The 14152-nt window shown below is 64.0% G+C and carries 11 protein-coding genes; 9 read left to right on the forward strand and 2 right to left on the reverse strand.

What is annotated here, in order from left to right; genetic code table 11:
• Positions 1 to 85: 85 nt before the first annotated feature.
• The 5 genes from ptcA (ELEN_RS03360) to ELEN_RS16125 all read left to right on the forward strand — a co-directional run bounded on the left by ptcA (ELEN_RS03360) (position 86) and on the right by ELEN_RS16125 (position 5330).
• Positions 86 to 1111 carry a putrescine carbamoyltransferase gene (gene ptcA / locus ELEN_RS03360; protein WP_015760085.1) on the forward strand — a complete coding sequence of 342 codons (1026 nt, stop codon included), beginning with the start codon at positions 86 to 88 and terminating at the stop codon, positions 1109 to 1111.
• Between the two features lie 29 nt (positions 1112 to 1140).
• The gene (locus ELEN_RS03365) at positions 1141 to 2643 is read left to right on the forward strand and encodes an APC family permease (RefSeq protein ID WP_015760086.1); all 1503 of its coding nucleotides are present in this window, start codon (positions 1141 to 1143) and stop codon (positions 2641 to 2643) included.
• A gap of 229 nt (positions 2644 to 2872) precedes the next feature.
• On the forward strand, positions 2873 to 3988 hold the full coding sequence (aguA, locus tag ELEN_RS03370; RefSeq protein WP_015760087.1) for an agmatine deiminase: 1116 nt from the start codon (positions 2873 to 2875) through the stop codon (positions 3986 to 3988).
• 31 nt (positions 3989 to 4019) lie between these two features.
• On the forward strand, positions 4020 to 4973 hold the full coding sequence (gene arcC, locus ELEN_RS03375) for a carbamate kinase (RefSeq protein WP_015760088.1): 954 nt from the start codon (positions 4020 to 4022) through the stop codon (positions 4971 to 4973).
• A 129-nt stretch (positions 4974 to 5102) separates the two neighbouring features.
• On the forward strand, positions 5103 to 5330 hold the full coding sequence (locus ELEN_RS16125; protein ID WP_143924731.1) for a hypothetical protein: 228 nt from the start codon (positions 5103 to 5105) through the stop codon (positions 5328 to 5330).
• Positions 5331 to 5337: 7 nt separating this feature from the next.
• Here ELEN_RS16125 and ELEN_RS03380 read toward each other — a convergent pair whose 3' ends face one another.
• Positions 5338 to 6759, reverse strand: coding sequence for an MATE family efflux transporter (locus ELEN_RS03380; RefSeq protein WP_015760089.1), 1422 nt, complete (start codon positions 6757 to 6759; stop codon positions 5338 to 5340).
• A 459-nt stretch (positions 6760 to 7218) separates the two neighbouring features.
• Complete coding sequence (locus tag ELEN_RS03385; RefSeq protein WP_009306490.1) at positions 7219 to 8178, reverse strand: helix-turn-helix domain-containing protein; 960 nt, start codon at positions 8176 to 8178, stop codon at positions 7219 to 7221.
• Positions 8179 to 8464: 286 nt separating this feature from the next.
• Here ELEN_RS03385 and ptcA (ELEN_RS03390) point away from each other — a divergent pair, with 286 nt between their 5' ends.
• The 4 genes from ptcA (ELEN_RS03390) (at position 8465) to arcC (ELEN_RS03405) (ending at position 13704) form a co-directional block, all read left to right on the forward strand.
• Positions 8465 to 9505 carry a putrescine carbamoyltransferase gene (gene ptcA / locus ELEN_RS03390; protein ID WP_009306489.1) on the forward strand — a complete coding sequence of 347 codons (1041 nt, stop codon included), beginning with the start codon at positions 8465 to 8467 and terminating at the stop codon, positions 9503 to 9505.
• 133 nt (positions 9506 to 9638) lie between these two features.
• Positions 9639 to 11141, forward strand: coding sequence for an APC family permease (locus tag ELEN_RS03395; protein WP_009306488.1), 1503 nt, complete (start codon positions 9639 to 9641; stop codon positions 11139 to 11141).
• 164 nt (positions 11142 to 11305) lie between these two features.
• Complete coding sequence (aguA, locus tag ELEN_RS03400; RefSeq protein ID WP_009306487.1) at positions 11306 to 12466, forward strand: agmatine deiminase; 1161 nt, start codon at positions 11306 to 11308, stop codon at positions 12464 to 12466.
• 284 nt (positions 12467 to 12750) lie between these two features.
• Complete coding sequence (gene arcC, locus ELEN_RS03405; protein ID WP_015760090.1) at positions 12751 to 13704, forward strand: carbamate kinase; 954 nt, start codon at positions 12751 to 12753, stop codon at positions 13702 to 13704.
• The last annotated feature ends 448 nt before the right edge of the window (positions 13705 to 14152 follow it).

The following is a 14152-nucleotide window of genomic DNA, read 5'->3' on the forward strand; positions in this document are numbered from 1 at the left end:
GCGCCGGTTTGTCTTCGCCGCATCGCGCTGGCGCTGCCGCGACGACGGGCTGCCCGTTCAGTTCGCTTTCGAAGGAGGCTTTTCGATGACCGTCAAGGATTTTCTCGATACCAACGATTTCACGAAGGACCAGCTGCTCGACATGATCGAGCTGTCGCGCGTGCTCAAGCGCTGCGTGAAGGCCGGGTACTACCCCGAGCTGCTGAAACATAAGACGCTGGGCATGATCTTCCAGCAGGTGTCCACCCGCACGCGCCTGTCGTTCGAGGGCGCCATGGCCGACCTCGGCGGCACGGGCCAGTTCTACGCGCCCGGCACCATCCAGCTGGGCGGTCACGAGACCATCGAGGACTCGGCCCGCGTCATGAGCCGCCTGCTGGACGTTCTCGAAGCGCGCGTCGACCGCCACGAGGACCTCGTCGAGCTGGCGAAGTACGCGACGATCCCCGTGATCAACGGCATGTCCGACTACAACCATCCCACCCAGGAGATGGGCGACCTCCTCACCATGATCGAGCATCTGCCCGAGGGCAAGCGCATCGAGAACTGCAAGATGGTGTTCGTGGGCGATGCCACCCAGGTGTGCGTGTCGGAGATGTTCATCACCTCGAAGATGGGCATGACCTTCGTGCAGTACGGCCCCGAGGGCCATCAGATTCGCGAGGACCTGCTGGAGATCGGTCGTAAGAACTGCGAGGTGTCGGGCGGCAGCGTCAGCGTCACCGACAACCGCGAGGAGGCCATGAAGGACGCCGACTTCGTGTACACCGACGTGTGGTACGGCCTGTACGACAAGGAGCTGTCGAAGGACGAGCGCATGGCCATCTTCTACCCGACGTACCAGGTCACCGAGGAGCTTATGGCCATGGCTGCCCCGGACGCCAAGTTCATGCACTGCCTGCCCGCCTCGCGCGGCGAGGAAGTGACCGACGCGGTGATCGACGGCTCGCAGTCCATCTGCTGGGACGAGGCCGAGAACCGCAAGCACTCCATCCGCGGCTTGCTGGCGTACTTCTGCAAGCAGGCCGAAACCGACCAGACCGAAGCCGGAGAAGCCCACGACCAGCTGAACTACCTGCTGGAAGGCCTCGGCAAGCAAGCGATCAAGTAAGGGTCCGACTGATTTGAAAGAGGCTCCTTATGGCAAAGAATAAGAAATTCCGGTTGGTCGATGCGATCCTGTCGGTCATCACCGTCGTGTTCGTGGCCGAGGCGGCGGCTCCTGCGGCCGCCATCGGCAACTCGCAGTTCTTCTGGTGGATCTTCCTCATCATCGCGTTTCTGCTGCCGTACGGCTTGGTGGTCAGCGAGCTGGGCACCACCTACGACGACGAGGGCGGCCTGTACGACTGGGTTCGCCGCGCGTTCGGCGACAAGTGGGGCAGCCGCGTGAGCTGGTACTACTGGATCAACTTCCCGCTGTGGATGGCGTCGCTCGCTTTCCTGTTCCCCGAGACCATCTCGATGATCACCGGCATGGAAATAGGGCTGGTGCCCTCGCTGGCCATCGAGCTGGCGTTCATCTGGATCGTCGTGTTCCTCAGCTTCTCGAAGGTGTCGGACTCGGCGTGGATCCTCAACCTGGCCGCCGTGCTCAAGGTGGGCATCGCGCTGGTGGTGGGCGGCCTCGGCATTTGGTACGCCGTGAACTTCGGCTTCGCGAACGACATGGCGCCCGAGACGTTCCTGCCGGCGCTCGACTCGAACAGCCTGACGTACTTGTCCATCATCCTGTTCAACTTCATGGGCTTCGAGGTCATCACCACGTACGTGGGCTCGATGGAGAACCCGAACAAGCAGATTCCCCGCGCCATCATCGCGGGCGGCATCGCCATCGCGGCGCTGTACCTGTTCAGCTCGTTCGGCATCGGCGCCGCCATCCCGGCCATGGACATCTCGCTGGACTCCGGCATCATGGACGCCGTGGGCATCATGGCGGGCGTGGGCAGCGTGCTGTTCATCGTGGTGGGCATCGTGTTCCTCATCACGTTGTTCGGCAACATGGTCAGCTGGTCGTTCGGCGTGAACTTCGTGGCCGAGCACGCGGCGCGCAAGAAGAACATGCCGAAGGTGTTCGCGCACGAGAGCAAGAAGAACCAGATGCCCACCGGTGCCGCCATCGTCAACGGCGTGGTGGCCAGCGTGCTGGTGCTGCTGTCGCCCGTGATGGAGCTGGCGGGCTTCGACAGCTTCTTCTGGATCTTCTTCTCCATGAACATCGTGTTCCTACTGATCAGCTACATTCCCATGTTCCCCGCGTTTTTGAAGCTGCGCAAAATCGACCCTGCGGCGAACCGCGTGTTCAAGGTGCCGGGCGGCCACGGCGTGGCGCTGGTGGTGGCGTGGGTGCCGGTGATCCTGCTGGTGCTGGCCATCATCGCCACCATCGTGCCGCTGAACGGCTCGCCCGACGAGATGGGCAAGATTCCCATGCTCATCGGCGTGATCGCGTTCGTCATCCTGGGCGAGATCGTGCGCATCTGGTCGGCGCGCGGGCGCAAGGACGATTACGGCGGCATGGGCTCGAGCGGCGATCCGTTCGAGTTCGACGTGGCGCACGGCTACGAGGAGATGCCCGAATCCGAGAAGATCGCCGTGGAAGAGGACCTGCTCATCGGCCGCGAACCGCGCGATCTGGTGTAAAGCGACCCCTGTCATCCTGAGCGGAGCGTAGCCGATGTCATCCTGAGCGTAGGCGGCGAAGCCGCCGGAGTCGAAGGATCCCGTGCGGCGCCAGCCGTAAACCTTCCTGCTGCCGCCAAACGGGATCCTTCGACTGCGCGCTGACGCGCTTCGCTCAGGATGACAACCCGGATGGCGCTTCAGCTCGGTTTTCATCAAGGATGACAACCAACCCCGAAAGGACGTACCTATGGATACGATTTACGAGAACGAATCGACCCCGAAGAAAGACGGCTACCGCATGCCCGGCGAATTCGAGCCGCAGGAGTGCATCTGGATGCTGTGGCCGCATCGTCCCGACAACTGGCGCGACGGCGCGAAGCCCGCGCAGAAGGCGTACGCCGACGTGGCGCGCGGCATCGCCCAGTTCGAGCCGGTCATCGTGGGCGTGAACCCCGAGGACTACGCCGCCGCGCACTACGTGCTGGCGGGCGAGGAGAACATCCTGGTTGTGGAGATGACTAGCGACGACTCGTGGATCCGCGACTGCGGCCCCACGTTCGTGGTGAACGACGACGGCGACGTGCGCGCGGTGCACTGGCACTTCAACGCATGGGGCGGGCTGGTGGACGGCCTGTACTTCCCGTGGGACCAGGACGCGCTCGTGGGCCTGAAGGTGGCCGACCTCGCCGGCGTGGACCGCTACCGCCCGGACTCGTTCGTGCTGGAGGGCGGCTCCATCCACGTGGACGGCGAAGGCACCGTGATGACCACGGAGATGTGCCTCTTGTCCGAGGGGCGCAACCCCGAGCTCTCGAAGGAGCAAATCGAGAACTACCTGTGCGAGTACCTGGGCGTCGACAAGGTGATCTGGATCAAGGACGGCATAGACCCCGAGGAGACGAACGGGCACATCGACGACGTGGCCTGCTTCGTGCGCCCGGGCGAGGTGGCCTGCATCTGGACCGACGACGAGGACAACCCGTTCTACGAAGCCGCGCACGCCGCCTACGAGACGCTGTCGAACGCCACCGACGCCAAGGGGCGGGCGCTCAAGGTGCACAAGCTGACCATGCCGAAGGAGCCGGTCTACATGACGCAGGAGGAAGTGGACGCCATCGACGTGGTGGAGGGCACCATCCCGCGCACCACCGAGGACGTGTGCATCGCCTCGTACATGAACTTCCTCATCGGCAACGATTTCGTGCTGGTGCCCCAGTACGACGACGAATACGACGAGATGGCGTTGCAGCAGGTGCAGCAGATGTTCCCCGAACGCGAAGTCGTGGGCGTGCCCACGCGCGAAGTGGTGTACGGCGGCGGCAACATCCACTGCATCACCCAGCAGCAGCCGGCTGGCGTGTAAAGTCCGAAGCCCCAATCAGAAAGGATTTCCCATGTCCTATCAGAAAGGACCCGGCCAGACCGTGGTCATCGCCCTCGGCGGCAACGCCTTGGGCAACACGCCGCAAGAGCAGCTCGAGCTGGTGAAGAACACCGCCTCGCACATCGTCGACATGGTGGGCGAGGGCGTGAACGTCGTCGTGTCCCATGGCAACGGGCCGCAGGTCGGCATGATCCAAAACGCGTTCGACTACGCGAACGCCCATGACGGCAAGACGCCGGCCATGCCGCTGCCCGAGTGCGGCGCCATGAGCCAGGGATACATCGGCTACCAGCTGTCCCAGGCCATCCTGAACGAGCTCAAGCGTCGCGACATCATGCGCTCGTCGGTGGCGCTCATTACCCAGACGGTGGTCGACGCGAACGACCCCGCGTTCCAGGATCCCACGAAGCCCGTGGGCGCGTTTCTTACTGAAGACGAGGCCGTGCGTCTTGCGAACGAGACGGGCGCCACGTTCAAGGAGGACGCCGGCCGCGGCTGGCGCCAGGTGGTGGCTTCTCCCGCGCCGGTGCGCATCGTGGAGTTCGATGCCATCAAGGATCTCGTGGACGACGGCTACCTCGTGGTGTCCACAGGAGGCGGCGGCGTGCCCGTCGTCGAGGAGGACGGCGGGTATCGCGGCGTGCCGGCCGTCATCGACAAAGACCGCTCCAGCGCCAAGCTGGCGGCCGACTTCAAGGCCGACATGCTGGTCATCCTCACCGCGGTGCCGAAGGTGGCCATCAACTTCAACACGCCGGACCAGCAGGACCTCGACGTGCTGACCGTGGCCGAGGCCGCGCAGTATATCGAGGAAGGCCAGTTCGCTCCCGGCTCCATGCTGCCGAAGGTGGAGGCCTGCATCGCGTACCTGCAAGCCTACCCCGAGGGCAAGGCCATCATCACCAGCCTCGAGAACGCCGCCGAAGCCATCGAGGGCGAGTCCGGCACCCTGATCGTGGCGTAAGCGCCGAAAGCGTGCGGCCCGTCGACGCGCGGGCCACGCGCTTCTCCATCGTGAAGGCGCGAGTCGAAATTCTGGCACAAAATAACGGGTAGGGGAGCGATTCGGCGCTGTTTCGCATGTACGATAGGGGTGAAAAACAAGAAACCTCAGGTCGAAATCGTCCACAATCCGAACCAAATTCCCCTACCCGTAAATTTGTGCCAAAAACAGGCACCCCACGTTCAAGCCGCAACCCAACAAACCGATGCTAATCGTGACAAGCGGGAGCGGCTCAACATGGGCGTAAGCTCTCGTCAGGAGGTGCTCGACATTGTGTACGATGCGGGCGCCGAAGGCGAGACGACGCCCGCATCGTGAGAGGTTCTTACTCCGCTTCGAGCAGCGGTTCGGATTCGGGTGCGGGTTTTGTTTGCGCTGCCCCCGCCCGCCTCAGCTTCCCGCATTCCCGCGCGGCCAGCGCCACGGCCAGGGCGGCGGCCATGAGATCGGCGGGGGGCTGCGACCACCAGACGCCGGTCAGGCCCTCGACGGCCGCCAGCACCACGATCATGGGGATGGCGAACAGCAGGTAGCGGCACACTCCCAGCAGAATGGAGATGCGCTCCTGTCCCACGGCCTGGAAGTACGCCGAGGCCACCTGCGCCAGGAACCCGAACGGCGCGCACGCCAGCAGCGGCAGGAAGTGCGAGGCGGTCAGCTCGATCAGCTGGGGATCGTCGCCGATGAAGAAAGCCGAAATGGGCTCAGCGAACGCGATGACCAGCCCGCACACGACGGCCAGCACGGCAAGCGTTCCGCCCAGGCTGACCTTCACCAGCTCGCTCAGGCGGTCGAAGCGGCGCGCGCCGCAGTTGAAGCTGGCGATGGGCTGCAGGCCGTAGGTTGCGCTGAGGCACAGGATGTCCAGGAGGTAGACGACGTAGCCGTTGATCACGGCGAACGCGGCGAGGTCGGCATCGCCGCCCAGCGATCCCAGATAGTTGTTGATCGCGATGGTGTACACGAGGCTGGCTGCCTGCACCAGGAACAGCGGCAAGCCCTGCCAGAGGATCGCGCGGCATATCGCAGGATCCAGCTTCATGCCTCCGAACGTCAGCTTGAAGGTGGACTGCTTGTTGAGCTGGAAGTACAGAATGGCGAGGAACCACAGCCCCGTGCTCATGCCGTAGTACGCGCCCGCGGCGGCGAAGCCCAGGTCGAGCACGTACACGCACAGATACAGCCATAGCAGCGACGTGGCGGAGGCGATGACGGCAAGCGCCGAGGCCAGCGAAGGCTTCTCGTCGGTGCGCAACAGCGAGCACAGCAGCTGTCCCAGCGTGCAGAACGGGTAGAAGCACATGAGCAGGCGGATGAACGCCGTCACGTCGTCGTGGATGTCGGGCGTGGCGCCCAGCATCGTGGCTATCTGCGGCGCGAACAGGGCGATGGCCGCGGAAAGCGCCACCAGCAGGTAGGCGGCCAGCCAGAACCCCTGGTTGAACACCTTCTGCGCGCCCGCCGTGTCGCCGCTGCCCAGGCGCTGGCCGGCTGCGGCGGCGGTACCCATGCCCAGCGCCCCGCCCAGCGCCAAGTTCAGCAGCTCCAGCGGAAGGATGACGGTGACGGCGGCCAGGCCGAGCGGCCCCAGGCCGTTGCCGATGATGAGGCCCTCCAGCACCACCATCACCATCTGCGCCAGCATACCGGCGAACGTGATGGCGGCGTAGCGGGCGAACAGCGGCTTGATGGGAGCGGTGCGCAGCTCGCGTTCGGTGGGTTCGGGTTCGATGAGCAGCTCGTCCATTGCCGTCGGCCTCCTTGAGCCTGGTGGCGGTTTTCGTCGTGACGACCTTATCGCGAAGCCGACGCGAGCGGGGGATTATACCGGTCGCGTTTCGAGGGAGCGCGGGATTATATGGGATTAGCGCGCCACGTGAGGCGTTTGGGGACAAAAATCCGCGACGTGCGGACCCTGGTTTTCGTCGCCGTCCTTCACGGATCTAAACGGTTCGAAAAGTGCCTGGTCAGGATCATGGGTTTGTTGCAGCGCGCGGCTAAGGGCTCCGATGGGCGTCCCGAAGGTGTTTGCCAATGGTCTCGAAATCCGCACGTCGGGGGTTTTTGTCCGCAACGGGCCGATTCTGCTGCGGTTCGCCGCGCAGTGGGTTCATGCGCGGCGAACCGATAGCGGCGCGTTGGCTGGGAACAGATGCCTCAGGATGGCGAAAAAAGATGGATGAGTCATTGACCCTGTCCCTTTGTCTCACTCTTTCCAGAAGTCGCGCGTGAGATCCTGGCGGCTTGCGTGGTCGGTCTTCTTCAAGATGTTGTGCACGTGCGCCTTCACGGTTCCCAGCGCCAGCTGCAGCTCGCTCGCGATGTTCTGATTGTCCTTGCCCTGCAGCACGAGGGCGAGGATCTCCCGCTCGCGTGCGGTCATGCCGTGGCGTTCGCAGTACGCGGGCAGCAGGTCGTCGATCTGCCGTCGCACCTCGGGGTTCTCGGATGCGGGCGGCTCCTTGAACCGCAGCCGCAACGTGGCTCCGGCTTCGCGCAGGCTGAAGAACGCGAACGCCAGCATGAGGAAGTTCTCGGAGAAGTTGCGCTCGGATATGTAGAGGGGCAGCATAGAGACCGACGTGGGGTCCCACACTAGCATCATGAACGTGTCTTCCAGGATGATGCACATGGTCAGCACCAACGTGATCAGGAACAAAGGCTCGTGACGGCGCAGTCTCGTCTTCTCGATCTCGCTTTTGGTGGTGCGGTAGCGCATGAGCACGTAGCCGAGGCACCACAGCAGGAACACCTGGCGCATGCTGTAGAACAGCCATTGCTTGTACTGCCCTTCGGGCAGGGCGACGATCACGACGGTGCTGAGCACGACGAAGCCCACGGCTGGAGCGATGCGCATCGACATCCGTTTCTCGCCGAGGAAATCCAAGGCGATCAGCCACAGGGCTTCCAAGATGCCGAGGGCGAAGAATATCCTCAGGGCCGGCTGGTCGATGGCGTAGAACACTTCGAGGGGGAACTCGGTGTTCTGTCCGAGGTATTCGTTCTGGAAAATGAGCGCCAGATCGAGGAAGTAGAACAGGAAGAACGCCACCATGTACAGATGGCTTCGTTTACGGCAGACGAAGTACGCGGAAAGGGAGATCGTTCCCGCCGCGATACAGACGAGCATGACGAGGATCGTGTAGAAGTAGAAGGCGATCTCCAAGGTTTAGTCCCCCTCGCTTTCCCGTTTGCGGGTCGGCCGTTCTTCATGCGGCCATTCTACCTCGTGGGTTTAGCGAGTCGTATCGGGGTTGTAGAGCTTTTGTAAACTGAGACTATAGTGCCTGTTCAGAGGATGGGTTACGGGGGATTATTTCGGTTATAGATTTCTTTTCGTGAAAATAATCTTCATTATTCCTTCACAACGCGGGGTGCCGGTCGCATAGTGGGCGCCAAGAGATGCGGCTGCCGACGGCATGTCGCGGACCACCGATTCCATAGGAGGAACCATGGCAGTGAAGGACTACATCGACACCAACGACTTCACCAAGGAAGAGCTGCTCGACATGATCGAGCTGGCGCAGTCCATGAAGGCTATGATCAAGGAGGGCGGCCGCTACCCGCTGATCCTCAAGAACCAGACGCTCGGCATGATCTTCCAGCAGGTGTCCACCCGCACCCGCATCTCCTTCGAGACGGCCATGACCGACCTGGGCGGCCATGCGCAGTTCTTCGGCCCGGGCACCATCCAGCTCGGCGGCCACGAGACCCTCGAGGACACCGCCCGCGTCATGGGCTCGCTCGTCGACATCCTCATGGCCCGCGTGAACCGCCATCCCGACGTGGTGAACCTGGCGAAGCACTCCGCCGCGCCGGTCATCAACGGCATGTCCGACTTCAACCATCCCACGCAGGAGCTGGGCGACCTCTTGACCATGATCGAGAACCTGCCCGAGGGCAAGAAGATCGAGGACTGCAAGCTCGCCTTCATCGGCGACGCCACGCAGGTGTGCGTCTCCCTCATGTTCATCGCCTCGAAGATGGGCATGGACTTCGTGCACTTCGGCCCCAAGGGCAAGCAGGTGACCGACGGCGGCCTCGTGGTCGACTCCGACGTGGACATCATGGCCATCGCCGAGGAGAACTGCAAGGTGTCCGGCGGCACCGTCACCGTGTCCGACGACATCGAGTGCATCAAGGGCGCCGACTTCGTCTACACCGACGTGTGGTACGGCCTGTACGACGAGGAAGAGGGCGGCGAGAGCTACATGGACGTCTTCTATCCCAAGTACCAGGTGACCATGGAGATGATGGACTTCGCCGGCCCGGACTCCAAGTTCATGCACTGCCTGCCGGCCACCCGCGGCGAGGAAGTGACCGACGAGGTCATGGACCATCCCGAGCGCAGCCTGTGCTGGGTCGAGGCCGAGAACCGCAAGCACTCCATCCGTGCCATCCTGGCCTACCTCTGCCCGAAGACGAAGGAGGATGCCGACGCCGCCGACGCCGCCGAGGCTCGCATGAACGCGGTGCTCAACAAGATCGCCTAGTTGGGGATTGCGCATCCTGGAGGGGGACGGCCTTCTCCAGGATGCCTGCACTGATCGAACGCTCCACCGGGCCGGGCCCGCGACGTTAGCTGACGCGGCCCGGTGGGGCTGAACCCCTGAAAGGGGACAACCAATGGGTAATAAAGTCAAGAAGTTCTCATTCATCAGCGTTATTCTGTCCGTGATCTGCGTGGTGTTCGTGGCCGAGGCCGCCGCCCCCGCTGCCGCCATCGGCAACCAGCAGTTCTTCTGGTGGATCTTCCTCATCATCACGTTTCTGCTTCCCTACGGCATGGTCGTCGCCGAGCTGGGAACCACCTACGATTCCGACGGCGGCCTGTACGACTGGATCCGCGAGGCGTTCGGCGACCGCTGGGGCAGCCGCGTGGCGTGGTACTACTGGATCAACTTCCCGCTGTGGATCGCCTCTCTGGCCACGCTGTTCCCCGACATCCTGGGGATGGTGTTCGGCGTGGAGTTCGAGCTGGCTCCCGTGCTGCTCATCGAGCTGGCGTTCGTGTGGATCGTCGTGTTCATGAGCTTCTCGAAGGTGTCGGACTCCGCTTGGATCCTCAACGGAGGCGCCGTCCTCAAGGTGCTCATCGCGGTGTCCGTGGGCGGCCTCGGCATCTGGTACGCCGTGAACAACGGCTTCGCCAGCGACATGTCGCCGGCCACGTTCATGCCCGACCTCACCAACACCAACGCGCTGACGTACTTGTCCATCATCCTGTTCAACTTCATGGGCTTCGAGGTCATCTGCACCTTCGCCGGCGCCATGAAGAACCCCTCGAAGGACATCCCCAAGGCCATCGTGCTGGGCGGCCTGGCCATCGGCGCCATCTACCTGTTCTGCTCGTTCGGCATCGGCGCGGCCATCCCGGCCGACCAGATCGACCCGGACTTCGGCATGATCTACGCCGTGATGACCATGGTGGGCGAGGCGTCTCCCATCTTCATGCTCATCTGCATCATCTTCCTGGTCACCCTGTTCGCGAACATGGCCTCCTGGTCGTTCGGCGTGAACTTCGTGGCCGACTACGCCGCCAAGCACGGCAACATGCCAAAGGTGTTCTCGCATGAGAACGCGAAGACCGAGATGCCCACCGGCGCGGCTATCGTGAACGGCGTGGTGGCTTCGCTGGCCCTCATGCTGCAGCTGATCCCGATTCCGGCCATCTCCGAGGGCATCTTCTGGATGCTGTTCTCGATGAACGTCGTGTTCCTGCTGATCAGCTACATTCCGATGTTCCCGGCGTTTTTGAAGATGCGCAAGGTGGACCCGAACCGCAAGCGCGTGTTCACGTTCCCCTTCAAGGGCAAGCTCATGTACGTGATGCTGGCCATTCCCGCCATCGAGCTGGTGCTGGCCATTATCGCCACCATCGTGCCGCTGAACGGCTCGGAGGAAGAGCTTTCGAAGATCCCCATGCTCATCGGCGTCATCGTGTTCGTGGTGCTGGGCGAAGTGGTGCGCATCTGGTCGAAGCGCGGCCGCACGGAAGAGTACAAGGGCCTGACGCCCGCCTTGGCCGCCGAGCGCTTGGCTGAGGAAGCCGCCGAAGAGGCCGCCGACGAGGCCGAGGCCCCCGAGGCGAAGGGCGACGCGGAACCCGAAGCGGTGCCGGTCGCGTAAGCAAGAACCAAGCTGGCGCCGCGCAGGTCGTCATCCCGGCTGTCATCCTGAGCGGAGTCGCGACGCGAAGCTAGTCCTTTAGGGAAGGATCCGGCGCGGCGCCAGCAGAGTAACAAACAACGCTTGAAGCAAGTACTGCAAACCAAAACAGAAAGGTGTGCATTATGAAGACGATTCACGAGAGCGTTTCCACCCCGAAGGCCGACGGCTACCGCATGCCCGGCGAGTTCGAGCCGCAGACCCGCATCTGGATGGCGTGGCCGCACCGCACCGACACGTGGGCCTGGGGCGCGAAGCCGGCTCAGAAGCAGTACGCCGACGTGGCGCGCGCTATCGCCGAGTTCGAGCCCGTCACCATGTGCGTGAACCAGGTGGACTACGCCAACGCCAAGGCCGTGTTCGAGGACGACGAGAACGTCACCGTCGTCGAGATGACCACCGACGACGCGTGGGTGCGCGACACCGGCGCCACCTGGGTGGTCAACGACGAGGGCGACAAGCGCGCCGTGCATTGGCACTTCAACGCCTACGGCGGCTTCGAGAACGGCCTGTACTTCCCGTGGGACAAAGACGAGCAGATCGCCCTCAAGATGGCCGAGATGAGCGGCTGCCGTCGCTATCGCCCCGAAAGCTTCATCCTCGAGGGCGGCTCCATCCACGTGGACGGCGAGGGCACGGTCATCACCACCGACATGTGCCTGCTCGATCCCGGCCGCAACGCGTCCGTGACCGACTACGAGCCCTGGTCCGAGGAGCTGCGCGCGTACTGCGACGAGCAGCTGAAGAAGTACCTGGGCGTGGAGAAGGTCATCTGGGTCAAGGACGGCATCGACCCCGAGGAGACGAACGGCCACATCGACGATGTCGCCCAGATCGTCGCTCCCGGCAAGGTGCTGTGCATCTGGTCCGACGACCCGGACTACCCGTTCTACAACGAGTGTCATGCCGCTTACGAGACGCTGTCCAACGCCGTGGACGCCAAGGGCCGCAAGCTCGAGGTGACCAAGCTCTGCATGCCCGTGAAGCCGCTGTACATGGACCAGGCGTCCTGCGACTCCATCGACACCGAGGAGTACGCCGAGCCGCGCGTGGCCGATGAGCCGCTGATCGCGTCGTACATGAACTTCCTCATCGTCAACGGCGGCGTCATCGTGCCGCAGTACGGCGACGAGAACGACGCGCTGGCCGTCCAGCAGATCCAGGCTGCGTTCGACGAGGCGTGGGGCGAGGGCGCGTACAAGGCCGTGGGCGTGAAGACCGACCAGGTGGTCTTCGGCGGCGGCAACATCCACTGCATCACCCAGCAGGAGCCGGCCGGCAAGTAGGCTGTTCCGGCGACCTCGCGGCCGGCGGGGCGGATCGTCCCGCCGGTGCCGCGAGCGTTCTGCGATTGATTATCCTCTGCCTGACAGTCTCCGGCCGTGGCAACCCCGGCTTTTTCATCAAGGCATTTTCCAGAAGGCCCCATCCGTCCTCCGGCCAACCGGTGCGCACCGGCGGAGGTCGGCGGGCCACGGAGCGGTCCTTTCGCCAGGGGCCGCTCCGCTTTTTCCTCACCTCCCGTCCCTGCGGCGCGCGTTGGGCGCGCCCGAGAGAAAGAGAGCATCGCATGCCTTATCAGAAGGGTGAAGGTAAGTCCGTCGTCATCGCGCTGGGCGGCAACGCCCTGGGCAACACGCCCCAGGAGCAGCTCCAGCTGGTGAAGGACACCGCCAAGAACATCGTCGACATGGTCGAGGAGGGCACCAACGTCATCGTGTCCCACGGCAACGGCCCGCAGGTCGGCATGATCAACAACGCGTTCGCGTACGCGTCCGCCAACGACGGCAAGACGCCCGAGATGCCGTTCCCCGAGGCCGGCGCCATGAGCCAGGGCTACATCGGCTACCAGCTGTCCCAGGCCATCCTGAACGACATGAAGCTGCGCGGCATCGACCGCTTGACGGCCTGCGTCGTGACGCAGACCGTGGTAGACCCGGCCGACCCGGCGTTCCAGAACCCCACCAAGCCCGTCGGCGCCTTCCTCTCCGAGGAGGAGGCCAAGGCCAAGGCCGCCGAGACCGGCTGGACCTTCAAGGAGGACGCGGGCCGCGGCTGGCGCCAGGTCGTCGCCTCCCCGAAGCCGGTGCGCATCGTGGAGTTCGACGCGGTGAAGGACCTCATGGACGCTGGCTACATCGTGGTGTCCACGGGCGGCGGCGGGGTGCCGGTGTTCGAGAAGGAGGGCCTGTACGAGGGCGTCCCGGCGGTCATCGACAAGGACCGCTCCTCGGCCAAGTTGGCCGCCGACTTCGGCGCCGACATGCTGGTCATCCTCACGGCCGTCGAGAAGGTCTGCATCAACTTCGGCAAGCCGGAGCAGGAGGAGATCTCCACGATGACGGTCGCCGAGGCCGAGGAGTACATCGCCCAGGGCCAGTTCGCCCCCGGCTCCATGCTCCCCAAGGTCGAGGCCTGCATCGAGTACGTCCGCGCCTACCCTGAGGGCAAGGCCCTCATCACCAGCCTCGAGTGCGCCGCCGCGGGCCTCGAGGGCAAGACGGGCACGGTCATCACGGCGTAAAGCGCCTCCGAAGCCCGAAGGGCCCGCTGCCGCATGTTCGGCAGCGGGCCCTTCCCTTTTGCGCGGCCGCCTCGTGCCCTGCGCCCGTGCGTCCGAAGCCCAGCCGGCCCGCCGCGACCCCCCCCCGGCGTCGCATCGCACCGGCTCGCCGCGCTCCCCGGCCCGCCGAATCCCTCCGGCCCGCCGCGTCCCCGCTGACCCGCCGCCCCTCCGGGCCGCCGTGTCCCGCCGGGCCGCTTTCTTGTCCGTGTTTCACTACCCGCTGCCGGCGGCCAATGCGCAAAATTCGCGCCGGATTGCACAAAAAGTGGCGACGTTCGATGGTGAAAGGGCCGTTCGAGCGGGACGGAGGGCTTCGCATCTCGGACGGGTTCCGGGCTCGAGTTTCCCACCTGCGGTTTTGTCGAGATCCCTCGATCGGCGCTCCCTCGGCTTTCTTCAAGGAATC

The organism is Eggerthella lenta DSM 2243, assembly GCF_000024265.1.
GTDB lineage: Bacteria > Actinomycetota > Coriobacteriia > Coriobacteriales > Eggerthellaceae > Eggerthella > Eggerthella lenta.